At 65.4% G+C, this 23,241-nt stretch carries 23 protein-coding genes; 19 read left to right on the top strand and 4 right to left on the bottom strand.

Annotated elements, in window-relative coordinates:
- The first annotated feature begins 75 nt into the window (after nt 1–75).
- Both bchE and bchJ read left to right on the top strand, forming a co-directional pair.
- Complete coding sequence (bchE, locus tag NLR35_RS29760; protein WP_257170104.1) at nt 76–1,680, top strand: magnesium-protoporphyrin IX monomethyl ester anaerobic oxidative cyclase; 1,605 nt, start codon at nt 76–78, stop codon at nt 1,678–1,680.
- Nucleotide 1,681: 1 nt separating this feature from the next.
- Entirely contained in the window at nt 1,682–2,323 is a 642-nt protein-coding gene (bchJ, locus tag NLR35_RS29755; RefSeq protein ID WP_257170103.1) for a bacteriochlorophyll 4-vinyl reductase, read from the top strand.
- Between the two features lie 60 nt (nt 2,324–2,383).
- On the opposite strand, the gene NLR35_RS29750 is transcribed toward bchJ, so the two are convergent.
- A complete protein-coding gene (locus NLR35_RS29750; RefSeq protein ID WP_257170102.1) occupies nt 2,384–3,304 on the bottom strand; it encodes a LysR family transcriptional regulator in 921 nt (306 codons plus the stop codon).
- Between the two features lie 146 nt (nt 3,305–3,450).
- On the opposite strand from NLR35_RS29750, the gene NLR35_RS29745 reads away from it, so the two are divergent.
- From NLR35_RS29745 to NLR35_RS29705, 9 genes are all read left to right on the top strand, one after another.
- A complete protein-coding gene (locus NLR35_RS29745) occupies nt 3,451–4,506 on the top strand; it encodes a class 1 fructose-bisphosphatase (RefSeq protein WP_257170101.1) in 1,056 nt (351 codons plus the stop codon).
- 50 nt (nt 4,507–4,556) lie between these two features.
- Nucleotides 4,557–5,432 (top strand): phosphoribulokinase, encoded by an 876-nt coding sequence (locus NLR35_RS29740; RefSeq protein ID WP_257170100.1) that lies wholly within the window; start codon nt 4,557–4,559, stop codon nt 5,430–5,432.
- Nucleotides 5,429–7,453, top strand: coding sequence for a transketolase (tkt, locus tag NLR35_RS29735; protein WP_257170099.1), 2,025 nt, complete (start codon nt 5,429–5,431; stop codon nt 7,451–7,453). The genes NLR35_RS29740 and tkt overlap by 4 nt, the downstream gene beginning before the upstream one ends.
- Nucleotides 7,454–7,497: 44 nt before the next feature.
- A complete protein-coding gene (fba, locus tag NLR35_RS29730) occupies nt 7,498–8,580 on the top strand; it encodes a class II fructose-bisphosphate aldolase (protein ID WP_257170098.1) in 1,083 nt (360 codons plus the stop codon).
- 35 nt (nt 8,581–8,615) lie between these two features.
- A complete protein-coding gene (locus NLR35_RS29725) occupies nt 8,616–10,076 on the top strand; it encodes a form I ribulose bisphosphate carboxylase large subunit (RefSeq protein WP_257170097.1) in 1,461 nt (486 codons plus the stop codon).
- A gap of 73 nt (nt 10,077–10,149) precedes the next feature.
- Nucleotides 10,150–10,569 carry a ribulose bisphosphate carboxylase small subunit gene (locus NLR35_RS29720; protein ID WP_257170096.1) on the top strand — a complete coding sequence of 140 codons (420 nt, stop codon included), beginning with the start codon at nt 10,150–10,152 and terminating at the stop codon, nt 10,567–10,569.
- A 162-nt stretch (nt 10,570–10,731) separates the two neighbouring features.
- Nucleotides 10,732–11,676 (top strand): CbbX protein, encoded by a 945-nt coding sequence (gene cbbX, locus NLR35_RS29715; RefSeq protein ID WP_257170180.1) that lies wholly within the window; start codon nt 10,732–10,734, stop codon nt 11,674–11,676.
- Entirely contained in the window at nt 11,673–12,395 is a 723-nt protein-coding gene (locus NLR35_RS29710; RefSeq protein ID WP_257170095.1) for an HAD-IA family hydrolase, read from the top strand. Before cbbX ends, NLR35_RS29710 begins: the two co-directional genes overlap by 4 nt.
- Nucleotides 12,396–12,545: 150 nt before the next feature.
- Complete coding sequence (locus NLR35_RS29705; RefSeq protein WP_257170094.1) at nt 12,546–13,238, top strand: TetR/AcrR family transcriptional regulator; 693 nt, start codon at nt 12,546–12,548, stop codon at nt 13,236–13,238.
- Nucleotides 13,239–13,304: 66 nt separating this feature from the next.
- Here the strand turns inward: NLR35_RS29705 and NLR35_RS29700 are convergent, their stop codons facing one another.
- On the bottom strand, nt 13,305–13,889 hold the full coding sequence (locus NLR35_RS29700; protein WP_257170093.1) for a PepSY domain-containing protein: 585 nt from the start codon (nt 13,887–13,889) through the stop codon (nt 13,305–13,307).
- Between the two features lie 114 nt (nt 13,890–14,003).
- Nucleotides 14,004–15,167 carry a patatin-like phospholipase family protein gene (locus NLR35_RS29695; protein WP_257170092.1) on the bottom strand — a complete coding sequence of 388 codons (1,164 nt, stop codon included), beginning with the start codon at nt 15,165–15,167 and terminating at the stop codon, nt 14,004–14,006.
- 363 nt (nt 15,168–15,530) lie between these two features.
- On the opposite strand from NLR35_RS29695, the gene NLR35_RS29690 reads away from it, so the two are divergent.
- Nucleotides 15,531–16,346 carry a lytic transglycosylase domain-containing protein gene (locus tag NLR35_RS29690; RefSeq protein WP_257170091.1) on the top strand — a complete coding sequence of 272 codons (816 nt, stop codon included), beginning with the start codon at nt 15,531–15,533 and terminating at the stop codon, nt 16,344–16,346.
- A gap of 301 nt (nt 16,347–16,647) precedes the next feature.
- Here NLR35_RS29690 and katG read toward each other — a convergent pair whose 3' ends face one another.
- Nucleotides 16,648–18,828: a catalase/peroxidase HPI gene (gene katG / locus NLR35_RS29685; protein ID WP_257170090.1), complete on the bottom strand. Its 2,181-nt coding sequence runs from the start codon at nt 18,826–18,828 to the stop codon at nt 16,648–16,650.
- Nucleotides 18,829–19,057: 229 nt separating this feature from the next.
- Here katG and NLR35_RS29680 point away from each other — a divergent pair, with 229 nt between their 5' ends.
- The 7 genes from NLR35_RS29680 (at nt 19,058) to NLR35_RS29650 (ending at nt 22,984) form a co-directional block, all read left to right on the top strand.
- Complete coding sequence (locus NLR35_RS29680; protein ID WP_257170089.1) at nt 19,058–19,987, top strand: hydrogen peroxide-inducible genes activator; 930 nt, start codon at nt 19,058–19,060, stop codon at nt 19,985–19,987.
- Between the two features lie 62 nt (nt 19,988–20,049).
- The gene (locus tag NLR35_RS29675; RefSeq protein WP_257170088.1) at nt 20,050–20,376 is read left to right on the top strand and encodes a hypothetical protein; all 327 of its coding nucleotides are present in this window, start codon (nt 20,050–20,052) and stop codon (nt 20,374–20,376) included.
- A gap of 472 nt (nt 20,377–20,848) precedes the next feature.
- A complete protein-coding gene (locus tag NLR35_RS29670; protein WP_257170087.1) occupies nt 20,849–21,307 on the top strand; it encodes a hypothetical protein in 459 nt (152 codons plus the stop codon).
- A 167-nt stretch (nt 21,308–21,474) separates the two neighbouring features.
- On the top strand, nt 21,475–22,074 hold the full coding sequence (locus NLR35_RS29665) for a hypothetical protein (protein ID WP_257170086.1): 600 nt from the start codon (nt 21,475–21,477) through the stop codon (nt 22,072–22,074).
- The gene (locus NLR35_RS29660; protein ID WP_257170085.1) at nt 22,071–22,304 is read left to right on the top strand and encodes a type II toxin-antitoxin system HicB family antitoxin; all 234 of its coding nucleotides are present in this window, start codon (nt 22,071–22,073) and stop codon (nt 22,302–22,304) included. The genes NLR35_RS29665 and NLR35_RS29660 overlap by 4 nt, the downstream gene beginning before the upstream one ends.
- Nucleotides 22,305–22,346: 42 nt before the next feature.
- Nucleotides 22,347–22,541 carry a hypothetical protein gene (locus NLR35_RS29655; protein WP_257170084.1) on the top strand — a complete coding sequence of 65 codons (195 nt, stop codon included), beginning with the start codon at nt 22,347–22,349 and terminating at the stop codon, nt 22,539–22,541.
- 119 nt (nt 22,542–22,660) lie between these two features.
- On the top strand, nt 22,661–22,984 hold the full coding sequence (locus NLR35_RS29650; RefSeq protein ID WP_257170083.1) for a hypothetical protein: 324 nt from the start codon (nt 22,661–22,663) through the stop codon (nt 22,982–22,984).
- The last annotated feature ends 257 nt before the right edge of the window (nt 22,985–23,241 follow it).

Raw genomic sequence — 23,241 nt, 5'->3', positions numbered from 1 at the left:
TTTGAGCCAGATCAATTTGTCAATTCAGCTTGACGTTAAGCTGGGAGTACAAATTGATAATCGGGGGAGAACGCCGTGCGGATTTTGTTGCTGCATCCGAATTATCACTCCGGCGGTGCCGAGATCGCCGGAAACTGGCCGCCAGCCTGGGCGGCCTATATTTCCGGCGCGCTGAAGGCGGCCGGATTCACCGACCTCCGCTTCATCGACGCGATGACCAACGATCTCTCCGAGGAGCAGGTCCGCAGCATCCTGCGCACTGAGAAGCCCGATGTGATCGGCTGCACCGCGATCACGCCCTCGATCTACAAGGCCGAGCGGCTGCTGGAGATCGCCAGGGACGAACATCCGGACGCGCTCACCGTGCTCGGCGGCATCCACGCCACCTTCATGTATCAGCAGGTGCTGACCGAAGCGCCATGGATCGACGCCATCGTGCGCGGCGAGGGCGAGGAGATCATCGTCGATTTGATGCGGGCCCGCGAGGACGGCCGCTGGGACAGCGACCGCCGCAGCATCAAGGGCATCGCCTATCGCGACGGCAGTGAGGTCGTGGCAACCGTCGCGGCGCCGACGGTGAAGAATCTCGATGCGATCACGCCCGACTGGAGCGTGCTCGAATGGAGCAAGTACATCTACATCCCGATGAACAAGCGCGTGGCGATCCCGAACATGGCGCGCGGTTGTCCGTTCACCTGCAGCTTCTGTTCGCAGTGGAAGTTCTGGCGCGACTATCGCATCCGCGACCCGAAGAAGGTGGTCGACGAGATCGAGACCCTGATGCGCGAGCACGATGTCGGCTTCTTCATCCTCGCCGACGAGGAGCCGACCATCAACAAGAAGAAATTCGTCGCGTTCTGCGAGGAGCTGATCCGCCGCGATCTCAAGATCCTCTGGGGCATCAACACCCGCGTCACCGATATCCTGCGCGACGAGGCGCTGCTGCCGCTGTATCGAAAGGCGGGTCTGATCCACGTCTCGCTCGGCACCGAAGCCGCCGCGCAGATGAAGCTCGACCGCTTCAACAAGGAGACCACGGTCGCGCAGAACAAGAAGGCGATCCAGCTCTTGCGCGACGCCGGCATCGTGGTCGAGGCGCAGTTCATCGTCGGGCTGGAGAACGAGACCCGCGAGACCCTGGAAGAGACCTACCAGATGGCGCGCGACTGGAAGCCGGACCTCGCCAATTGGGCGATGTACACGCCATGGCCGTTCTCCGACCTGTTCCGCGACCTCGGCGACAAGGTCGAGATCTTCGACTACGAGAAGTACAATTTCGTCACCCCGATCATGAAGCCCGACGCGATGGACCGCGGCGAGCTGCTCGACGGCGTCATGAACAACTACCGGCGCTTCTACATGCACAAGGCGCTGTTCTCGTATCCCTGGGCCGGCTCCGGCGAGCGCCGGCGTTATCTGCTCGGTTGCCTCAAGGCGTTCCTGAAGTCCGGCTTCGAGCGTAAGTTCTACGATCTCGGCCGCGTCAATTATTGGGGACCGCAATCCAAGGGCAAGGTCGATTTCGGTTTCGACAACTCGCGCAAGCGCGCCGATCCCGGCAAGATCGAATGGAAGACCAGCCATAATCGCAAGCTGACCGGACCGCAGCAGGCGCAGGCGATGGCCTGCGGCGGCGGCACCGAGCAGATGAGCGAAGAGGCCGAGACCAGGGTGCATTGACATGCACGGCACGCGCGCCCAGCCCCTTCAGCTGCCGCGCGCTGCCGATGCGTCTCATCATGCAGCCGGGCGTATCGGCCCCAATGCGATCATCCAGACGGCCGAGGCCTTGCGTCTGCTGTTGGGCGAGGATGCAACCGGCCGCGTGTTCGCAGCCGCGCGGCTTAAAGACTATCTCAGCACGCCGCCGGCCGAGATGGTCGACGAGGCCGAGGTCATCAGGTTGCATGGTGCGCTTCGGACGCTGCTCGACGACGACACCGCGCGCGCTGTCAGCGGCAAGGCAGGGCAGCTGACCGCCGCCTATCTGCTCGCGAATCGCATTCCCAAGGCTGCCCAGCGCGTGCTGAGGCTGCTGCCGGCGCGGCTGTCGAGCCGGGCGCTATCGCGCGCGATCTCGGCGCATGCCTGGACCTTCGCCGGCACCGGCATTTTCACCGCGCGTGCGGGACGGCCGACCGTCTACGAGATCAGCCATTGTCCTTTGTGCCGCGGCCATCACGGCGATCATGCGATCTGCGACTTCTACGCCGCGACATTCGAGACACTGTTCAGGACGCTGGTGCATCCCGAAGCCCGGGCGCGTGAAATTGCTTGCGAAGCCGCGGGCGCTTCCGCCTGCCGCTTCGAGATCGACTGGTGAGACCAAGCCATGCCCGAAGCGACAAGGTCATGGCTTCGGAACCGGCGCTCATTCAGATGGTCATTTGGGCAAAAAGCGCGCGCCCTCCTTGCCGAGGAAGTCCAGCATCGCCTGCGCCGGCGGCAGCAGCAGCTTGTCGGCGCGCCGCACGGCGTGCCAGTGCCGGATGATCGGCAGGCCCGCGACCTTCAGCATCACCAGCCGTCCCTCGCCGAGCTCATGCGCCACCGTATGCTGCGAGATGAAGGCGATGCCGAGGCCGGCGATCACCGCCTGCTTGATGGTCTCGTTGCTGTCCATCTCCATGCTGGTCTTGGGCTGCAGGCCGTGCTTGGCAAAGAAGGTCTCCATCAGCAGCCGGGTTCCCGAGCCCGGCTCGCGGGTGATGAACACCTCGCCGGCGAGATCCTCAGCGGCGATGCGCTTGCGCCGCGCCAGGCGGTGGCCCGCCGGCGCGATGATGATGTGCGGATGCTTGCCGAACGGCCGCATGTCGACGGGAATGTCCGCCGGCGGCCGGCCCATGATGGCGATGTCGAGATCATAGCCGCGCAACGCCTCGCGCAGGCTGTCGCGATTGCCGATCCGCAACGTCACGTCGATCTTGGGGAAACGCCGCGAAAACTCCGCGATCGCGAACGGCACGAAATATTTCGCGGTGCTGACCGCGCCGATCGCCACCCGGCCGCCGCTGCGCCCCGCGAGAATGTCGAGCGCCTGCTCGCAATCCTGCAGCGCGGCCTCGACGCGCTCGGCCAGCGCCAGCACGCTGCGCCCGGCCTCGGTCAGGATCATGCCGTCTGTGGTGCGCTGGATCAGCGGCAGCCCGGCGAGCTCCTGAAGATTGCGAATCTGCAGCGTCACGGCCGGCTGGGTCAGGTTCAAGCGCCCGGCCGCTGACGTGACCGATCCCGAGTTCTGGACGGCTACCAGCGCGCGAAGCTGGCGGATGGTGAGGTCGCGGGAGAAGTGGCGGCTCATGGAACCTTCGTGCTATCGATCGCATAAGGAAAACTTTGGTCGATCCAAAGATATTGAAATTTCCCTAATCAGGCAAATCGAGTGTTCATAGCAGTGCGGCACGACGCATTTCGTGCGGCTTCATCAAGTTCCCGGCAGAGGAGCTGATGGCGAGGGAGTGGCCCATGAATGACCAGACTGATCATCATCAGACATTGCAGGCCCATCTGGCTGCGCAGGGCGCGGACGCCGATTGTGCTGCGGTCATCGAGGCCCTCGCCGACGCCGCGCGCGAGCTCGCGCGCCAGATCGCCATCGCGCCGCTCTCCGGCGTCGACGAAGGTGCAGCCACCGTCAACACCGACGGCGACATCCAGAAGGCGCTCGACATCGTCGCCGACAATCTGATGCGCGACGCGCTGCGCCGGGCGCCGGTCGCGGGCATCCTCTCGGAAGAGGGCGATCGGCCGGAAACGGTCAATGAGGCTGCCCCACTTTGCGTGGCGATCGATCCGCTCGACGGCTCCTCGAACCTGCAGAACAACATCTCCGTCGGCACCATCTTCTCGATCCGGCCGCGCGGCCGCGACGTGCTCTCCAGCTTTTTCGAGCCCGGGACCGCGCAGCTCGCCGTCGGCTTCTTCGTCTACGGGCCGCAGACCTGCCTCGTGCTCGCAATCGACCATCGCGTCGACCTCTATGTGCTGCACCCGACCCTGCACGACTTCATTCTCGCCAAGTCGGGCATCCGCATCCCGCAGGATACGCCGGAGTTCGCGATCAACGCCTCGAACCGCCGGCACTGGAGCGGCACGGTCCGCAACTATGTCGACGAGTGCCTGTCGGGCGCTGCCGGCCCGCGCGGCCGCGACTTCAACATGCGCTGGATCGCCTCGCTGGTGGCGGAGGCCTATCGCATCCTGATGCGCGGCGGCGTGTTTCTCTATCCCGCCGACTCTCGTCCCGGCTATCGCGAAGGCCGGCTGCGGCTGGTGTACGAAGCGCATCCGATGGCGCTGATCATGGAATGGGCCGGCGGCTCGGCCTCGAGCGGCCGCGCGCGCATCCTCGAATTGTCGGCGCGCTCGCCGCACCAGCGGGCGCCGCTGATCATGGGTGACGTCCGTCTCGTCCGCGATGTCGATCAGCTGCATGAGGGCGTCGAGCCGCTGTTCGAAACCAGCGATGCGCCCCTGTTCGCCCGCCGCGGCCTGTTCCGCTGAGCGAACACTGCTGAACGCGCCACGTTCAGCGCGACTTCCGGAGAAAAGTCATGTCACGTCGTCATCCCATCATCTCGATCACGGGCTCGTCGGGCGCCGGCACCACGTCGGTCAAGAAGACCTTCGAGAACATCTTCCGCCGCGAGAACGTCAAGGCCGCCTACATCGAGGGCGACGCCTTCCATCGCTACAACCGCGAGGAGATGCGCCGCAAGATGGTCGAGGAGGCCGAGCGCGGCAACAAGCACTTCAGCCATTTCAGCCCCGACACCAACCTGTTCGAGGAGCTCGAGAAGACGTTTCGCGACTATTCCGAGACCGGCACCGGCACCACGCGCCACTACGTGCATGACGAGGAGGAGGCGCGGCTCTACGACGCCCGGCCCGGCACCTTCACCGAGTGGATGCAGCTGCCGGCTGAGTCCGATCTGCTGTTCTATGAGGGCCTGCACGGCGCCGTCGTCACCGAGAAGGTCAACATCGCGCAGCATGCCGACCTGAAGATCGGCGTCGTGCCGGTGATGAATCTCGAATGGATCCAGAAGCTGCACCGCGACCGCGCCTCGCGCGGCTACACCACCGAGGCCGTCACCGACACGATCCTGCGGCGCATGCCTGACTATGTGAACTACATCATCCCGCAATTCTCCGAGACCGACATCAACTTCCAGCGCGTGCCGACGGTCGACACCTCCAATCCGTTCATCGCGCGCTGGATCCCGACGCCGGACGAGTCGATGGTCGTGATCCGCCTCAAGAACCCGCGCGGCATCGACTTTCCCTATCTGCTCTCGATGATCCACGGCAGCTTCATGTCGCGCGCCAATTCGATCGTGATCCATGGCTCGAAGCTCGACCTCGCCATGCAGCTCATTCTCACCCCGATGATCATGCAACTGATGGACCGAAAGAGGCGCACGCTATGACCGCCAACGCCCTGCACAAGCCTGCCGTCAAGGCCGATCCGGCGCATGCCGAGATGGCGAATGCCATCCGCTTCCTCGCGATCGACGCCGTGGAAAAGGCGAAGTCCGGTCATCCGGGCATGCCGATGGGCATGGCCGACGTCGCCACCGTGCTGTTCTCCCGCTTCATGAAGTTCGACCCGGCCGATCCGGCCTGGCCGGATCGCGACCGCTTCGTTCTCTCGGCCGGCCACGGCTCGATGCTGCTCTATGCGCTGCTGCATCTCACCGGCTATGAGGCGGTGACGATCGACGAGATCAAGGCGTTCCGGCAATGGGGCGCCAAGACGCCGGGGCATCCGGAATATGGTCACACGCCGGGCGTCGAGACCACCACCGGGCCGCTCGGGCAGGGGATCGCGACCGCCGTGGGCATGGCACTTGCCGAGCGCCTGATGAACGCGCGCTATGGCGACGATCTGGTCGATCACTACACCTATGTCATCGCCGGCGACGGCTGCCTGATGGAAGGCATCAGCCACGAGGCGATGTCGCTCGCCGGCCATCTCCGGCTCAACCGCCTGATCGTGCTGTTCGACGACAATGGCATCTCGATCGACGGCTCGACGGGCCTCGCCTGCTCCGACGATCAGCTCGCGCGCTTCGCGGCGTCGGGCTGGGCGACCAGCCGCATCGACGGCCATGATCCCCAGGCGATCGAGACCGCCATCGCCGCCGCACGGCAGAGCGATCGCCCGACCATGATCGCCTGCCGCACCACCATCGGCTTCGGCTCGCCGGGTCGGCAGGGCTCGGAGAAGGCGCATGGCGCGCCGCTCGGGCCGGAGGAGGTCGAGAAGACACGCGCGGCGTTGCATTGGCCGCACCGGCCGTTCGAGATTCCGGCCGACGTGCTGGTGAGCTGGCGCGAGATCGGCGCGCGTGGCCGCAGCGTTCGCCAGGCCTGGAAGGAGCGTTCGCGCAAGCAATGCACCGCGGACCGTTCGCCCTGTCACGATGCGCTGAACAAGAAGCTGCCTTCCGCCTACACCGAGCGCATGGCGCAGTTCATCGCGCAGCTCACCGCCGAGCGGCCGAAGATCGCCACCCGCCAAGCGTCGCAGAACGTCATCGATGTGATCGCGACGGTGCTGCCCAACCTGCTCGGCGGCTCGGCCGATCTGACCCATTCCAACCTGACCAAGGCGAAGACGCACAAGTCGGTGACGCCCTCGACCATGGACGGCAACTACGTCCACTATGGCGTGCGCGAGCATGCGATGGCTGCGGCCATGAACGGCGTCGCGCTGCATGGCGGCTTCATTCCCTATGGCGGCACCTTCCTGGCGTTTGCCGACTACAACCGGCCGGCGATCCGCCTGGCGGCGCTGATGGGCATCCGCGTCATCCATGTGATGACGCACGACTCCATCGGCCTCGGCGAGGACGGCCCGACGCATCAGCCGGTCGAGCATGTCCCGAGCCTGCGCGCCATTCCCAATCTCCTGGTGTTCCGTCCCGCCGATGCGGTCGAGACGGCGGAAGCCTGGGATTGCGCGCTGCGCGCCGAGACCTCGCCATCGGTGCTGTGCCTGTCGCGGCAGGCGCTGCCGGCGTTTCGGACCGAGGCCTCTGACAACAAGGTGTCGCTCGGCGCCTACGTGGTGGTCGAACCGGAAGGCGGTCGCGACGTGACGCTGATTGCGACCGGCTCGGAGGTGGCGATCGCTCTGGAGGCGGCCAGGCTGCTGGAGGCCGAAGGCGTCCATGCGGCGGTGGTGTCGGCACCGTGCTTCGAACTGTTCCGCAAGCAGACCGCGGAGTATCGCGCCGAGGTGCTCGGCAGCGCGCCGCGCATCGGCGTCGAGGCCGCGATCGAGGGCGAGTGGGCGCGCTGGCTCGGCGATGCCGGCGAGTTCGTCGGCATGCACGGCTTCGGCGCCTCGGCGCCGGCCGACGTGCTCTACCGCGAGTTCGGCATCACGCCTGCCGCCGTGGCCGATGCAGCCATGCGCAACATCATCCGGGCGCGCGCGTCCTGAGCCGCGCCGCATAACAGAGCATCGAGACAGGGACGGAGACGAACATGGCGCGGATCACGCTCAGACAATTGCTGGACCATGCCGCCGAGCGCGGCTACGGGGTGCCGGCTTTCAATATCAACAACATGGAGCAGGGGCTCGCGATCATGGAGGCGGCCGCCGCCGTCGACGCCCCCGTGATCATCCAGGCCTCGCGCGGCGCGCGCTCCTATGCCGGCGACATCATGCTGTCGAAGATGATCGACGCGCTGGAGGAGATGTATCCGCAGATTCCGCTCTGCCTGCATCAGGACCACGGCAATGACGAGGCGACCTGCGCGACCGCGATCAAATACGGCTTCACCTCCGTCATGATGGACGGCTCGCTCAAGGCCGATGCCAAGACCGCCGCCGACTATGAGTACAATGTCGACATCACCCGCCGCGTCACCGACATGGCGCATTGGGTCGGCGCCTCCGTCGAGGGCGAGCTCGGTGTGCTCGGCTCGCTCGAGCATGGCGGCGGCGAGCAGGAGGATGGCCACGGCCTCGAAGGCAAGGTCAGCCGCGATCAGCTGCTGACCGATCCGGACCAGGCGGTCGATTTCGTCCGCGCCACCAAGGTCGATGCGCTGGCGATCGCGATGGGCACCTCGCACGGCGCCTACAAGTTCTCGCGCCAGCCTGATGGCGACATCCTCGCGATGAACGTGATCGAGGAGATCCATCGCCGGCTGCCGAACACGCATCTCGTCATGCACGGTTCGTCGTCGGTGCCGCAGTCGCTGCAGGACATGTTCAACCAGTTCGGCGGCGAGATGCCGCAGACCTGGGGCGTGCCGGTCGAGGAGATCGTGCGCGGCATCCGCCATGGCGTCCGCAAGGTCAACATCGACACCGACTGCCGGCTGGCGATGACCGCGATCTTCCGCAAGGTCGGTTCGTCCTCCAAGAGCGAATTCGATCCGCGCAAGTTCCTGAAGCCGGCGATGGATTCGATGCGCGACCTCTGCCGCGAGCGCTTCGAGCAGTTCGGCGCCGCCGGCAATGCATCCAGGATCAAGGTCATTCCGCTCGCCGAGATGGCCAAGCGCTACCGCTCCGGTGCGCTCGATCCACGAGTTGGGGGAATGACCGAAGCTGCGTGACGTCCAAGCCACAACGAAACAAGCAGGAGGAACACATGAACGACCCGTCGATCACCGTCCGCGGCAAGGATCGCTACAAGTCCGGCGTGATGGAATACAAGCGTATGGGCTATTGGGAGCCCTCCTATCAGCCCAAGGACACCGATGTCATCGCGCTGTTCCGTGTCACCCCGCAGGACGGCGTCGATCCGACCGAAGCCTGCGCTGCGGTGGCCGGTGAATCCTCCACCGCGACCTGGACCGTGGTGTGGACCGACCGTCTCACCGCCGCGGAGAAGTATCGTGCCAAGTGCTACCGGGTCGAGCCGGTGCCGGGCTCGCCGGGCAGCTACTTCGCCTATATCGCCTATGATCTCGACCTGTTCGAGCCGGGCTCGATCTCCAACCTGACCGCCTCGATCATCGGCAACGTGTTCGGCTTCAAGCCGCTGAAGGCGCTGCGGCTGGAGGACATGCGGCTGCCGGTCGCCTATGTGAAGACGTTCCAGGGCCCGGCGACCGGCATCGTCGTCGAGCGCGAGCGGCTCGACAAGTTCGGCCGTCCGCTGTTGGGCGCCACCGTCAAGCCGAAGCTCGGCCTGTCGGGCCGCAACTACGGCCGCGTCGTCTACGAGGCGCTGAAAGGCGGGCTCGACTTCACCAAGGACGATGAGAACATCAACTCGCAGCCCTTCATGCATTGGCGCGAGCGCTTCCTGTACTGCATGGAGGCGGTCAACAAGGCCCAGGCGGCGACCGGCGAGATCAAGGGCACCTATCTCAACGTCACCGCTGCGACGATGGAGGACATGTACGAGCGCGCCGAATTCGCCAAGGAGCTCGGCTCCAACATCGTCATGATCGACCTCGTGATCGGCTACACCGCGATCCAGTCGATGGCGAAGTGGGCGCGCCGCAACGACATGATCCTGCATCTGCATCGCGCAGGGCACTCGACCTATACGCGGCAGCGCTCGCATGGCGTGTCGTTCCGCGTCATCGCCAAGTGGATGCGGCTCGCCGGCGTCGACCACATCCACGCCGGCACCGTGGTCGGCAAGCTCGAAGGCGATCCGAACACCACGCGGGGCTACTACGACATCTGCCGCGAGGACTTCAATCCGATGCGGCTCGAGCATGGTGTGTTCTTCGACCAGAACTGGGCGAGCCTGAACAAGCTGATGCCGGTCGCCTCGGGCGGCATCCATGCCGGCCAGATGCACCAGCTGCTCGACCTGCTCGGCGAGGATGTCGTGCTGCAGTTCGGTGGCGGCACCATCGGTCATCCCCGCGGCATCGCGGCCGGCGCCACCGCCAACCGCGTTGCGCTGGAAGCCATGATCCTCGCCCGTAACGAGGGCCGCGACTACGTGCATGAGGGCCCGGAGATCCTCGCCAAGGCGGCGCAGACCTGCACGCCGCTGCGCGAGGCGCTGGAGATCTGGAAGGACGTCACCTTCAACTACGAATCGACGGATACGCCGGACTTCGTGCCGACCGTGACTCCCGCCGCTTAAAACCTTGTTCGATGCATCGCCGCGCTGCGGGCCGGACACCGGCCCGCCCGGCCCAACATCAGGAGATTTCACCATGCGCGTGACCCAAGGCTGCTTTTCCTTCCTGCCCGATCTGACCGACGATCAGATCACCGCCCAGATCCAGTACTGCCTCGAGAAGGGCTGGGCCGTGAACATCGAGTTCACCGACGACCCGCATCCCCGCAACACCTATTGGGAGATGTGGGGCCTGCCGATGTTCGATCTGCGGGATGCCGCCGGCATCATGCGGGAGCTCGCCGAGTGCCGGAAGATCTATGGCGACCGCTACATCCGGATCTCGGCGTTCGATTCCACCCACGGCTGGGAGTCGATCCGGCTCTCCTTCATCGTCAACCGTCCGAAGAACGAGCCCGGCTTCCGGCTCGATCGTCAGGAAACCGTCGGGCGCAATCAGCGTTACTCGACGCGGTCCTACGCGGCCGAGCGGCCCGAAGGCGAGCGCTACTCCTAAAGACGGCCGTGCTGAAGTCCTTGCCGATCGAGGCGGGGACTTCAGCACCGGCTCTGCTGCACTGATTGAGACCCGATTTGACGGCGTCCCCGCTTGCCGGAGTTCGCGGGAGGAGCTGCCGCCAGCGTGTGCGAACTTCGGCAAGCGGAGCACCAGTCCATGATGCAGGCTACGCAGGCGGACGCCCAGGAGGCAACGCCGGTCGATACGATCGATCTGCGCCGCGAGTTCGAGAGCGTCGAGATCGCGCCCGTCCTCGAGCAGCTCGACCGTGAGCTGGTCGGCCTCGCCCCGGTCAAGACGCGAATCCGCGAGATCGCCTCGTTGCTGATGATGGAGCGGATCCGTCGCAAGATGGGCCTGGCGACGACGTTTCCGACCCTGCACATGTCGTTCACGGGTAATCCCGGCACCGGCAAGACCACGGTGGCAATGCGCATGGCCGGCATCCTGCACCGGCTCGGCTTCGTTCGCCGCGGTCATGTCATCAGCGTCACCCGCGATGATCTCGTCGGCCAATATATCGGCCATACCGCGCCGAAGACCAAGGAGGTGCTGAAGAAGGCGATGGGCGGCGTGCTGTTCATCGACGAAGCGTATTACCTGTACCGTCCCGAGAACGAGCGCGACTATGGCCAGGAGTCGATCGAGATCCTGCTGCAGATCATGGAATCGCAGCGCGAGGACCTCGTGGTCATTCTTGCCGGCTATGCCGACCGGATGGAAAAATTCTTCCAGAGCAATCCCGGCTTCCGCTCGCGCATCGCCCATCACATCGACTTCCCGGACTATTCCGAAGCCGAGCTGCTGACGATTTCCGAGATGATGCTGGAGGGGCAGAATTATCGCTTCACGCCCGAGGCGCGGGCGGCGTTCGAAAAATACATCGTGGTTCGTCGCACCCAGCCCCTGTTCTCCAACGCGCGCTCGATCCGGAATGCGCTGGATCGGATTCGCTTGCGCCAGGCCAACCGGCTGGTGTCGCGGCTCGACCGGGTGCTGACGTCCGACGACGTGATGTCGATCGAGGCCAGCGACGTGCTGGCGAGCCGGGTGTTCGCCAAGAGCGAGGTGAAGAGTGAGACCAAGGAGGAGGCCCAGTCATGAGTCTCGCGCTGGTGAAGAATTCACCATTCGATGTTCTGCGGCAAAGAATTGCCGATGCCGGCGCCTTGATCTTCGACGTCGACGGCACGATGGCGGAGACCGAGGAGATCCATCGCGAGGCGTTCAACGAGGCGTTCGTGGCCGTCGGCATCGACTGGCATTGGGGCCGGCGGGTCTACAAGGAGCTGTTGCGCGTCGCCGGCGGCAAGGAACGCATTCGCGCCTTCGACCAGATGCGGCGCTCGGGTCCGCCCTTGAGCGACGCCGTGATCGCCAGGCTTCACCGGATCAAGACGGAAAGATTTGCCGCCTTGATGGCCGACAAGGGATGCGCCTTACGTCCCGGCATCAAGGCGCTGCTCGAAGACGCCTGGGCGCGCGAGCAGCGTGTCGCCATCGCCACCACCACCACGCGCGTCAATATCGACGCGTTGCTGGCTCCCGTGCTGGGCAGCGATTGGGAAACCAGATTTGCCGCGGTCGTCGCGGCCGATGACGTCGCGCGCAAGAAGCCGGCGCCCGATGTCTATCTGGAGGTGCTGTCGCAGCTCGATCTCCCCGCGGCGAGCTGCATCGCGATCGAGGACTCCGGTAATGGGTTATTGGCCGCCACCCGCGCCGGCGTGCCCGTCCTGATTACGCGCAGCCTCTATTTTCATGACGATACGTTCGATGGCGCGCTCGGGGTATTGGAGGATCTCGGCGAGCTCTTTGTTTGATGTGCCTGATCGAAAGGCATGCAAGCATTGCTTATTATGTATGACAGAAGGCGCATAGCTGCTCCGATACACGCGTTCTATTGCCGTTCAGCAGAGAACGTGTAATCCCTTGCTGGGCATGTTGGACATGTCGAGTCGAGGTCGTTGAGTATGGCCCGTACCCAGGCCAAGGTTAAACGAAGTGACGTCGCGCGCGCGGTGACGACGCGCGGCCGGGTGGGCCGGCCGCCGAAAGCCCTGGCCGGCAACATCGAGGAGCGGATTCTCGACGCGGCGCGCGAGGTCTTCCTGGAGCGTGGATTCGACGGCACCAGCATCGATGAGATCGCCGAGCGGGCCCCGGCCAGCAAGCCGACCATCTATGCGCGCTATGCCGGCAAGCCGGCGTTGTTTGCCGCGATCGTCGAGCGCTCGATCGAAGAGGTGATGAACCTCGGCCCCTCCTACACGCCTCCGCCGGGAACGGTGCAGGAGAAGCTGGTTGGGGTTGCGATCGCGATCGTGGACCGCGTGCTGAAGCAGTCGCTTGGACTGTTGCGCGTCACGATCGGCGAAGCCTACCGCTTTCCCGATCTCAGCTGCCAGTTTCACGAGGTCTCGCGCAAGCGGGCGACTCAACCGGTCGCGGTGCTGCTGGCAGAGACGATCGGCGTGTCCGCGAGCGCAAAGCGGGGACCGTCCAAGACGTCGGAAGCGTCCGCCGAGATCTTCATCGACCTCATCGTGCTGCCGCTGTTGATGCGCGCGCTGATGGGGGTGAAGGAGAAGACGATCCGTAAGGAGATGCCTGGCTTCGTGCGAGAACGAGTCAAGATCTTCCTCGCCCTTCATACCAAGTCATGATGTCGCAGCTCCGGATCGGCATTCGTCGCGGCGTGCGTCCCGCGACCGCGCGAAGCCCGGACTGAGTTAGCGCCGCCGCAGCGTCGGTTCGAGCGTGACCTGCTTCAGGTTCTTGCCGCTGACCACGACGATGATGAAGGCGACCTTGCCGTCCTTGGTCGTCAGGCCGCCGCTGATGGCCTTGCCCGCGGCGGACCGCTCCGCGATCTTGATGGCATCGGACATGTTGAGGCTGATCGTGTCGAGCGCGGCAAGGCTGCTGCGGTCGCTCTCGTTCAGGCCCTGCACGGTCGAGAACAGGGCGGTGTTGAGCACCTTGGCGGTCGCGCCATCGATGTCGGACTCCCAGATCTGCCCGCTCTGCAAGGTGCGAACCTTGTAGACGGGGACGTCGAGCCCGCCTTCGAAGCTGATGTCCGCGGTCCTGGAGCCCGGATGAATCTTCTCGGCGATCCGCAATGCCTGGTGCAAGGACACCTCCGTCTTGCGGAACTTGTCCAGTTCGCGGTCGATCGCCTCCTGGGTCAGGGCAGGATCTGTGGAGGCTTGCGGATCCCTGGCCTGGGGATCGGTCGCGGCGGCGCCGACGGCCGCGTGCGCCAGCGACGTCCAGGACAGCAGGATGATGGTGAACAGAGCGAATCGTCTCATGGCGGCCTGCTGTCTCCGATCTCGGTCGGTGCTTGTAGAGCAATCCCCAGGGAAACGGTTGTGATAAAACGAAACTGTATAGTTTTGTAATTCCGTGGCGGGCGGCTGTCAAGCTCAAGGCAGCGGCGGCGTCTGCGCCCAGAACCGGCCGGACCGCGCGCTGTCGTGACCGAGCGCGTAGAGCGCGCGCATGTCGTCGGTATCGAACCCGATGCCCTGGCTCTCGGGAACGGACTGATCGATCGCGGTCATGTTGAACGCCATGCCGTTGCGCCTGGCGAACTGGTAGGTGGCCGAGAGGTAACTTTGGATCTCGCGCTTGCTCTTCATGCCGAGCGACCGGATCGCGATCGCCTTGGTGCTGTTCTCGACCGGCTGGAAATCAGCCGACGTCCGCCCGTTCATGATGATGTAGATGGCAGGTTTGGCGGCCAGGCGCTGCGACGATCCCGTTTGCATCAGCAGGCGATCGGGAAAGGTGAAGACCTGGGTCGAGACGCCGCCATCGACATGCATCTCCTCGATCGGCTTGCCGTCGGAAGAGGCGGCAATCAGCGCCGGCGGAAACGCGACGGGAACGCTGGCGGATGCGGTCAGCACTTGGCGGAATAGTTGCAACGACCGTGGCGTCCGTGCGGACGCGATCTCGCCCATATTCCACAGCACCGGCCGCGCGGCGTCGAGATCCGTGGTGATGACGAACAGCCGGCGCCCCCTGGCGTGCTCCCTCGCGATCGCCTCCAGGAGCTCCGGGGTCGTGTAATGCGCGATCGCGTCGCGGAGCGGCTGGCCGTCGAAGACGGACGAGCCGAACAGCGCGCCCAGCGCATTGGGCGAAGCGGCGAACGAACTGGCGAGGCCGCTGGTGTACATCTCCTTCAAGGTCGGATCGTAGGCCGGCCCGAGGAACGCAAACGGCGCGATCAGCGCGCCGGTGCTGACGCCGGAGACGATGGTGAACTCCGGACGTGCGCCGCTCTCGCTCCAGCCGTTGAGAATGCCGGCGCCAAACGCGCCATCGCCGCCGCCGCCGGACAAGGCCAGATAGGCGAACGGCTTGCCGGGTTGGGGCCGCGGCTTGAACGACGCACTGTCGAAGCTCTCGGCCGGAGCGTCCGCCCACATCCGAATCGCCTGGAAGCCTTCGATCCTGGCGCGCTTCGCATCATCGGCCGAATAGGCCGTGCGCTGCTCCACCGAGGCGCAGCCGCCGAGCAACAGAACGAGACTGCACAACCCGGCCAGACCACCAGCCGCAAATACCGAACGCGATCGCACCCGCTGACTCCCAACGCTATAAACGGAACCGTATAGTATTGTTATTGCCGATTGATCAAGGGCGAGGCGGCGGCGCCGTTGCGAGCTGATCACGATTGCGGGAGCGGAGTGGGGGAACCTGCGGGCAAGTCTTTCCGGCTAGTCTTGCCGACAAGACTTGTCGACAAGACTTGCCGACGTCGTGTCACGCAGTCGACATGCAAACCTCGCGCGGCGGTCGGCGTGACCGGCTATGATTTTTTTCGATTTCCGATAGGTTGTCGCGGTTTCAACCCAGCGGCCGATATTGCCGCGGCTGCGTCTTGCGATGTCGGGCGGTGTCATCAGAGGCCCGCGTGACCGGACGCCACCACAGGAGCATCGATGATCAAGCGCCGAGCCATTCTCACGATTCCTCTCGCTGTCGCTGCGCTGTTCGCGGCTTTCGGTGGCGGTGCGCAGGCGGCGCAATGCGGCTCGTCGCCGGCGGGCTTCGAGGCGTGGAAACGCGAGTTCAGCGAGGAGGCGCGCGCCAAGGGCGTCGGCGGCACCGCGATATCGGCGCTGATGCAGACGAACTACGCCTCGGCCACCATTGCCGCCGATCGCGGCCAGCGCAGCTTCCAACTGTCGCTTGACCAGTTCCTCGCCAAGCGCGGGGCACCTGCGATCGTCGCGCGCGGCCGGCAGCTCAAGCAGTCGCAGGCGGCGATGTTCGCCTCGATCGAGCAGCGCTACGGCGTGCCGCCGGGGCCGCTGATTGCGATCTGGGGCATGGAGAGCGCGTTCGGCAGCCAGCGCGGCAACCAGCACATGCTGTCGTCGATCGCGACGCTGGCCTATGACTGCCGCCGGCCGGAATTCTTCACCGACCAGCTCTATGCCGCGCTCAAGCTGATCGATCGCGGCGTGCTCTCGGGCAACACCCGCGGCTCGATGCATGGCGAGGTCGGGCAGACCCAGTTCATGCCGAAGAACATCTTGGCCTATGGCGTCGGCAATCTCGACGTTGCGGCGAACGCGCTGGCTTCGACTGCCAACTTCCTGCGCGCCAATGGCTGGAAGGCCGGCGCCGGCTATCAGCCGGGCGAGCCGAACTTCGCCGCCATCGAAGCCTGGAACGCCGCCGGCGTCTATCAGAAGGCCATCGCATTGATGGGCCGCCAGATCGACGGCGGCGGCTCCGCCGCGGAGCGCTGACGGGCTGCTCCGGAACGGCAGAGCTTGTCGCCGGCAGCGTGCTCGCCTCCGTCCTTCGAGACGCCCGCCTCCGGCGGGCTCCTCAGGACGAGGACTGAGTTCGCGGCGAAATGCCAACTCCTTTTCATGAACACGCCTCTCGGCGTGTTCATGGTCGGTGTGCAGTGCCGCCCTCGGCTCTTGATCCTCATGGTGAGGAGCGCGCCCTTTGCGCGCGTCTCGAACCATGAGGCCCCCTGAACAAACAAAAAAGCGGCGCTCCATCGCTGGAGCGCCGCCTGTTGTCAGTCAGGCTTTTGCCTCAGGCCTTCAGCTCGAACCGGTCGAGGTTCATCACCTTCGTCCACGCGGCGACGAAGTCCTTGACGAACTTCTGCTTGGCATCCGAGCTGGCATAGACCTCGGCCAGCGCCCGCAGCTGCGAGTGCGAGCCGAAGATCAGGTCGGCGCGGGTCGCGGTCCACTTCACGGCGCCGGACTTGCGGTCGCGGCCCTCGAACGTGTGCTCGCCCTGGTCGACCGGAGTCCACGCAACGCCCATGTCGAGCAGGTTGACGAAGAAGTCGTTCGAGAGCGTCTCCGTCTGCGCGGTGAAGACACCGTGCTTGGAGCCGGCCGCATTGGCGCCGAGCACACGCAGGCCGCCGACCAGCACGGTCATCTCCGGCGCGGTCAGGTTGAGCAGCTGGGCCTTGTCGACCAGGAGCTCCTCACCCGACAGCCACTGCTTGCCGCTGAGATAGTTGCGGAAGCCGTCATGGGTCGGCTCGAGCACGGAGAACGACTCCACGTCGGTCTGCTCCTGCGAGGCGTCGGTGCGGCCCGGTGCGAACGGCACCGTCAGCTCGACGCCGGCCTTCTTGGCCGCCGCCTCGACGCCGGCGCTACCGGCCAGCACGATCAGGTCGGCGAGCGAGATCTTCTTGCCGCCGCTGGCCGATCCGTTGAACTCCTTCTGGATGCCCTCGAGCTTACTGAGCACCTTCGACAGTTCAGCCGGGTTGTTGATCGCCCAGTCCTTCTGCGGAGCCAGGCGAATGCGCGCGCCATTGGCGCCGCCACGCTTGTCCGAGCCGCGGAAGGTCGAGGCCGAGGCCCAGGCGGTCGAGACCAGCTGCGACACCGAGAGACCCGACGCCAGGATCTTCGCCTTGAGATCCGCGATATCCTTGTCGTCGACGACGGGGTGATCGAGCGCCGGGATCGGATCCTGCCAGATCAGGTCCTCCTTCGGCACCAGCGGGCCGAGGTAGCGCACCTTCGGGCCCATGTCGCGATGGGTCAGCTTGAACCAGGCGCGGGCGAAGGCGTCGGCGAACTGATCCGGGTTCTCCAGGAAGCGCCGCGAGATCTTTTCGTACTCGGGATCGAAGCGCAGCGCGAGGTCGGTGGTGAGCATCGACGGCGCGTGGCGCTTGGACTTGTCATGTGCGTCCGGCACGGTGTTGGCGCCGGCGCCGCCCTTCGGCGTCCACTGATGCGCGCCGGCCGGGCTCTTGGTCAGCTCCCACTCATAGCCGAACAGGTTCCAGAAGAAGTTGTTGCTCCACTTCGTCGGCGACGACGTCCAGATCACCTCGAGGCCCGAGGTGATGGTGTCGCCGGCCTTGCCCGAGCCGTATTTGTTGGCCCAACCGAGACCCATCTGCGCGATATCGGCGCCTTCCGGCTCCGCACCGACCAGCGACGCATCACCCGCGCCGTGAGTCTTGCCGAAGGTGTGACCGCCGGCGATCAGCGCGACCGTCTCCTCGTCGTTCATCGCCATGCGGCCGAACGTCTCGCGGATGTCGCGCGCGGCAGCGACCGGGTCGGGGTTGCCGTTCGGACCTTCCGGGTTGACGTAGATGAGGCCCATCTGCACGGCCGCGAGCGAGCCGGCGAGATCGCGATCGCCGCTATAACGCTCGTCGGCGAGCCACTTGCCTTCCGGACCCCAATAGATGTCCTGCTCCGGCTCCCAGGTGTCGGCGCGACCGCCGCCGAAGCCGAAGGTCTTGAAGCCCATCGATTCCAGCGCGACGTTGCCGGTGAGCACGAACAGGTCGGCCCAGGAGATCTTCTGGCCGTACTTCTGCTTGATCGGCCACAGCAGGCGGCGGGCCTTGTCGAGGTTGGCGTTATCCGGCCAGCTGTTCAGCGGCGCGAAGCGCTGCTGACCGGTGCCGGCGCCGCCGCGGCCGTCGCCGATGCGGTAGGTGCCGGCGGCATGCCAGGCCATGCGGATGAACAGCGGGCCGTAATGACCGAAATCGGCCGGCCACCAGTCCTGCGAATCCGTCATCAGCGCGGTCAGGTCCTTGACCACCGCGTCGAGGTCGAGGCTCTTGAATTCCTTGGCGTAATCGAACGCCTCGCCGAGCGGATCGGAGAGGTTCGAATGCTGATGCAGCACCGACAGATCGAGCTGGTTCGGCCACCAGTCCTTGTTCTTGAATCCCTTCAAGCCGCCCGAAAACGGGCACTTGCTGACGTCATCCATGTTTGCCTCCTGACCTGCACGGCATTGTTCCCCCCTGGGGTGGGTGGCGGGACCCTACGCGGCTCCTCCGATCAGGGGAAATTGAGATTGATGATCGTAACGATAAGATTATCTGATGAACATGATGTGACGGCGCCCCAACGCAGCGCGGCACTGTGCGTTGTCGATGCATCCTGGGATTGTGGTCAGGAAAGTTTGACTCGGCAGCAACGAACGATAAGATAATCTGATGATCCATCTGACGATGCGGCAGCTTCGCTATTTCGACGCGCTGGCGCGTCTCGGCCATTTCGGCCGCGCCGCCGAGGCCTGCGCGATCTCGCAGCCGGCGCTGTCGATGCAGATCAAGGAGATGGAGGACGCGCTCGGGGGGGTCCTCCTGGAACGCAATGCGCGCCAGGTGGTGCTGACGCGGTTCGGCGAGCAGCTCGCCGAGCGTGTCCGCGAGATCCTGCGCTCCGTCGACGAGCTCGGCGATTTCGCGCGTGCCTCGCGCGACAAGCTCACGGGCCGGCTGCGGCTCGGCATGATCCCGACCGTCGCACCTTATCTTCTCCCGAAAGTGATCGGCGATCTCACCCGCAAGCATCCCGAGATCGACATCCATGTCCGCGAATCCAAGACCCCGAAGCTGATCGAGGAGCTGGTCGAGGGCCGGCTCGATGCCGCCATCGTCGCGCTGCCGGTGTCGGAACCGTCGCTGACCGAGGTGGCGCTGTTCTCGGAGAATTTTCTGCTGGTGCGGCCGCCCGAATATGAAGGCACCGCGGTGCCGAATAGCGAGAGCCTGCGCGAGATGCGGCTGTTGCTGCTGGAGGAGGGGCACTGCTTCCGCGACCAGGCGCTGTCGTTCTGCAACATGCAGGCGCCGCGCGAGATGCTCGATGCCTCCTCGCTCTCCACCCTGGTGCAGATGGTCGGGGCCGGCATGGGCGTGACCCTGATCCCGGAGATGGCGGTCGGCGTCGAGACGCGCTCGGCCTCGGTGTCGCTGGCGCGCTTCGCCGAGCCGCAGCCCCAGCGCAGCATCGGCATGGTCTGGCGCAAGACCAGCCCGCTCGCCAAGCAGCTGATGCAGATCTCCGAGATCGTCGGCGGCGCCGCCGAGAGCCTGCGCAAGCAGGCCGCCGCGGGCCAGGGCCGCAAGCGGCGCAGCTGACACGCCGAGGAACGTCCCGGCCAAGCCTGTCTTGTCGTCCTTCTCGAACGAAGGACGTCCTCATGAAACGTATCTTGATCGCATCCGCCGCCCTCGTGCTGTCGAGCTCGCTCGCAGCGGCTCAGAGCAGTGGGGACGGAAGCAGCGGCACCGGCGGCAGCAGCGCAGGGCCCTCGCATCCCGCGCCCACGGCAGCACCGGGGACCGCGCCAAGCGACACCGGCACGACCGGCATGGGGCAGGGCAGTTCGAACGACGCAGCCTCGCCCGGCAATGGATCGGGCCGCACGCCGTCGGCGCCGAATGATGCGACCGGCTCGCTCAACAACAACAGCCCGAGCACCGGCGACGACAATTCCGGGAGCTCCAGCAATCTCGGCCGGCATTGAAGCCGGACGGGGTGAGCATTGTTGGCTGGTCGCCCCTCACAACGCAGCGAGTTGGGATTCAAGCTCAAGCCGCAACGGCAGTGAACTCCCCTCCCCCTTGCGGGGAGGGGGCGGGGGTGGAGGTCCCGGAAACGCGCTCTCCGTGATGATGACCGGACTCGTCAGCCACTCGTGTGATCTCTCCTATCGTCAAGGGGACCTTGTTCACGACGAAGTTCAGCGCCCGGAGACCCCCACCCCCAACCCCTCCCCGCAAGGGGGAGGGGAGCGCACCGGCGGTGGGGCAGGCTGCTGCATCAAACGCCCGTGTTCCGGCAACGGCCGGCGCTTTGCGTGGAACGGCCGCGCGGACCGGCCGTTCGTAGCATTCGAGCAACTCACGTGCTCCAAGCCGTCGCGGTCGCGGCGGACAGCGGCACCCGATCCAGATGGTGCCGCCATGCGTGATGATCTCAGTCGAGGAGTCCTGGTGATGCGAAGCTTGAATGTCGTGGCGGCGCTGGCCCTGTCGGGTGCGCTGCTGGCCGGTGTGAATGCGCCGGCGATGTCTGCTCCGATGACGGCGCTGTCGGCAGCCGCGAAGCCCGACGCCGCGCCGCTCGGCACCACGCAAGTGCGCTATGGCGGCCATGGTTTCGGTGGCGGCTGGCATGGTGGCGGCTGGCGCGGCGGCGGAGGCTGGCGCGGTGGTGGCTGGCGTGGCGGCGGATGGGGCTGGGGCGGCGGCGCGCTGGCCGCCGGGGCACTGCTCGGCGCGGGCATCGCGGCGGCGGCGACGCCCTATTACTACGACGACGACCCCTATTATTATGGCGGCGGCCCCTACGGCTATGTCGGCGTCGGCTATGCGCCCTATTACGGCCGTCCCTATTATGCGCGCCGTTACTATGGCGGCTGGGGTGGCGGACCTTGGGGCGGCCCGTTGTGGTGAGCTTCGGCTGACGGAGCACGGCAAGCCGTCTGCGCGAGCCTTCGCGCAGACGGACTGATAGGCCGGGCCGGCGCTTCCGCCCGGCAGTTGAGACTCCGTGGCATGGGTCTTGTATCGATCTCCGGGCAGCGGCCGCGCGCCCACGGCGCGTGGTCCGGAGAAAGGTCATGTCTGAGGCTGTCAACACCGAGGCATTCTGGGCCGGAACGGTCGTCGACTGGCTAGTCAAGAACGCCAGCCTGCGCAAGGAGCGCATCGACCTCAAGCGCAAGTTCACGCAGGAGCCCTATAATCTCAGCGCCGTCAGGGTCCTGACCATGATGGATGAACTCGCCGCGCTCCACAACGCCCGCAGCGGTGCGAGGCTCGTGTTGTCGCAGAACTGGCGGCTTGCCCATCGCAACGACAGCGTCGGCGATTTCATCCTGGCCTTTGTTCGCCTGGTCCAGCCCGAGGACGGCAGCGCTGCGACCGACAATGCTGCGCCGTTGCCCGGCGCGATGTCGGAAAAACGACACGGCAGGACACACAGCCAACGCGTCGAAGCGCTGCGCGCCAATCCGCGTGACGACTGGAAGCCGGTCGATCTCGAGATCATCGCCTCGCAATATGCGATGAAGTTTCGCAAGATCACCGGCACGCACGAGGTCTTCCTGCATCCCTCGGTGCCGCATTGCGTGACCATTCCGCTGAAGGCGCCGATCAGGCCGCCGCACATCCGCGCCTTCGTGGCGATGATCGACGGCATGGATGAGGCCGCGCGATGAACGATGTCGACGCTTATCTCTATGACGTGACGGAGTTGGCGGCCGGGGACGGCGGCGGCTTTCTCGTCATCTTTCCCGACATCCCCGGGGTCATCGGCATCGGCGAGACCGCGCAACAGGCGATCGCCGACGGACGGTTGGCGCTGCTTGCGGCTCTCGACGCGCTTAAGGCCGTCGACCGCGAGCCGCCCGTCCCGGGCGCGCGCCGCGCGGCAGCGCCGTCGGCGTGAGTCGTCACATGAGGCCGAAGGGTTGAGCGAGGAGGAGGGATCATGCCATTGACCGAGGAAGCCATCCAGGTCGGCAAGTGCTACAAGACCAGGATCGCCGAGAGCTACAAGGTGCTGTCGATCACCCGTGGCATCGTCACCTACCAGACCTTGACCTCGCCCCTGCGCATCAACACCGGCATCAAGGCCTTCGCGGATGCCGTCTACAAGGAGATCCGCTGTCCGGAGCAGGGCTAGTGGCGCGAGCGCATCGCTCGCTGTCTCTCTGCGTCCTCGGTGGCCGATAAGGGCAATCTGTTTCCGCCCGCAATGACGTGGAGAGAGTTCGCTTCAATAGTCGTGCGGGGAATTCCAAGATGCGAGTAGAGCAACGTGACGACGGTGTCCTGGCGTTCGTCGGCCCCGATGGCCGCATCTGGGCGCAATGCGCTCGCGCCTCGCAGCTTGCCGCCGATACCGACTTCGTGATCGAGGGGCCGCTGAGCGGCTTCCTCTACGAGGAGGGCACGTTCACCCTCGACAGCGAGCAGGCCTTTCGCGCCTGGCTCGACGACCGCCTGATCAGCGACGAGATCTTCCATGTCCGGGACAGGGAGACCGCGCTGTCTCTGTGTCAGCGCATCGCGGCCGCGGCGCGCGAGGTTCTGAAGGACAGGGCTGGCCAGTCCCAGACCGGCTGACGCCGACCATCCTGTTCGCTGAAGTAAAAATATCTTGCTATTTTTCAGAATTCATGGTCTTATCCCTGCAACCCGCCTCGAGCAGAGGGACGTACGCGTCGTCACGATACGGGAGGTGGGCTGCGATGGACGTGACGGCTGCGCCAGACGAGCGTAGGCGTTGCGGACGGCGAAGTCGTGTGGTCCTGGCCTCTCGATGCTGAGGTCCGCGCACGCGCCAAAGGCGCGTTGTCGCAAAATGGGGGCAAGAAGGCCGA

Origin of the sequence: Bradyrhizobium sp. SRS-191, from assembly GCF_024586915.1 — a bacterium.
Taxonomy (GTDB): Bacteria; Pseudomonadota; Alphaproteobacteria; order Rhizobiales; family Xanthobacteraceae; genus Bradyrhizobium.
This window is presented reverse-complemented; position numbering and strand designations above follow the sequence as displayed.

Excerpts from the sequence above, each read along its gene's own strand:
- NLR35_RS29740 (WP_257170100.1), top strand. The coding sequence starts at position 4,557 with ATGTCACGTCGTCATCCCATCATCTCGATCACGGGCTCGTCGGGCGCC.
- NLR35_RS29650 (WP_257170083.1), top strand. The coding sequence starts at position 22,661 with ATGCGAGTAGAGCAACGTGACGACGGTGTCCTGGCGTTCGTCGGCCCC.
- NLR35_RS29690 (WP_257170091.1), top strand. The coding sequence starts at position 15,531 with ATGATCAAGCGCCGAGCCATTCTCACGATTCCTCTCGCTGTCGCTGCG.
- fba (WP_257170098.1), top strand. The coding sequence starts at position 7,498 with ATGGCGCGGATCACGCTCAGACAATTGCTGGACCATGCCGCCGAGCGC.
- NLR35_RS29710 (WP_257170095.1), top strand. The coding sequence starts at position 11,673 with ATGAGTCTCGCGCTGGTGAAGAATTCACCATTCGATGTTCTGCGGCAA.
- NLR35_RS29750 (WP_257170102.1), bottom strand. The coding sequence starts at position 3,304 with ATGAGCCGCCACTTCTCCCGCGACCTCACCATCCGCCAGCTTCGCGCG.
- NLR35_RS29660 (WP_257170085.1), top strand. The coding sequence starts at position 22,071 with ATGAACGATGTCGACGCTTATCTCTATGACGTGACGGAGTTGGCGGCC.
- bchJ (WP_257170103.1), top strand. The coding sequence starts at position 1,682 with ATGCACGGCACGCGCGCCCAGCCCCTTCAGCTGCCGCGCGCTGCCGAT.
- NLR35_RS29670 (WP_257170087.1), top strand. The coding sequence starts at position 20,849 with ATGCGAAGCTTGAATGTCGTGGCGGCGCTGGCCCTGTCGGGTGCGCTG.
- NLR35_RS29725 (WP_257170097.1), top strand. The coding sequence starts at position 8,616 with ATGAACGACCCGTCGATCACCGTCCGCGGCAAGGATCGCTACAAGTCC.
- cbbX (WP_257170180.1), top strand. The coding sequence starts at position 10,732 with ATGCAGGCTACGCAGGCGGACGCCCAGGAGGCAACGCCGGTCGATACG.
- tkt (WP_257170099.1), top strand. The coding sequence starts at position 5,429 with ATGACCGCCAACGCCCTGCACAAGCCTGCCGTCAAGGCCGATCCGGCG.
- NLR35_RS29675 (WP_257170088.1), top strand. The coding sequence starts at position 20,050 with ATGAAACGTATCTTGATCGCATCCGCCGCCCTCGTGCTGTCGAGCTCG.
- NLR35_RS29745 (WP_257170101.1), top strand. The coding sequence starts at position 3,451 with ATGGCGAGGGAGTGGCCCATGAATGACCAGACTGATCATCATCAGACA.
- NLR35_RS29720 (WP_257170096.1), top strand. The coding sequence starts at position 10,150 with ATGCGCGTGACCCAAGGCTGCTTTTCCTTCCTGCCCGATCTGACCGAC.
- NLR35_RS29665 (WP_257170086.1), top strand. The coding sequence starts at position 21,475 with ATGTCTGAGGCTGTCAACACCGAGGCATTCTGGGCCGGAACGGTCGTC.
- NLR35_RS29655 (WP_257170084.1), top strand. The coding sequence starts at position 22,347 with ATGCCATTGACCGAGGAAGCCATCCAGGTCGGCAAGTGCTACAAGACC.
- NLR35_RS29705 (WP_257170094.1), top strand. The coding sequence starts at position 12,546 with ATGGCCCGTACCCAGGCCAAGGTTAAACGAAGTGACGTCGCGCGCGCG.
- NLR35_RS29700 (WP_257170093.1), bottom strand. The coding sequence starts at position 13,889 with ATGAGACGATTCGCTCTGTTCACCATCATCCTGCTGTCCTGGACGTCG.
- katG (WP_257170090.1), bottom strand. The coding sequence starts at position 18,828 with ATGGATGACGTCAGCAAGTGCCCGTTTTCGGGCGGCTTGAAGGGATTC.
- NLR35_RS29680 (WP_257170089.1), top strand. The coding sequence starts at position 19,058 with ATGATCCATCTGACGATGCGGCAGCTTCGCTATTTCGACGCGCTGGCG.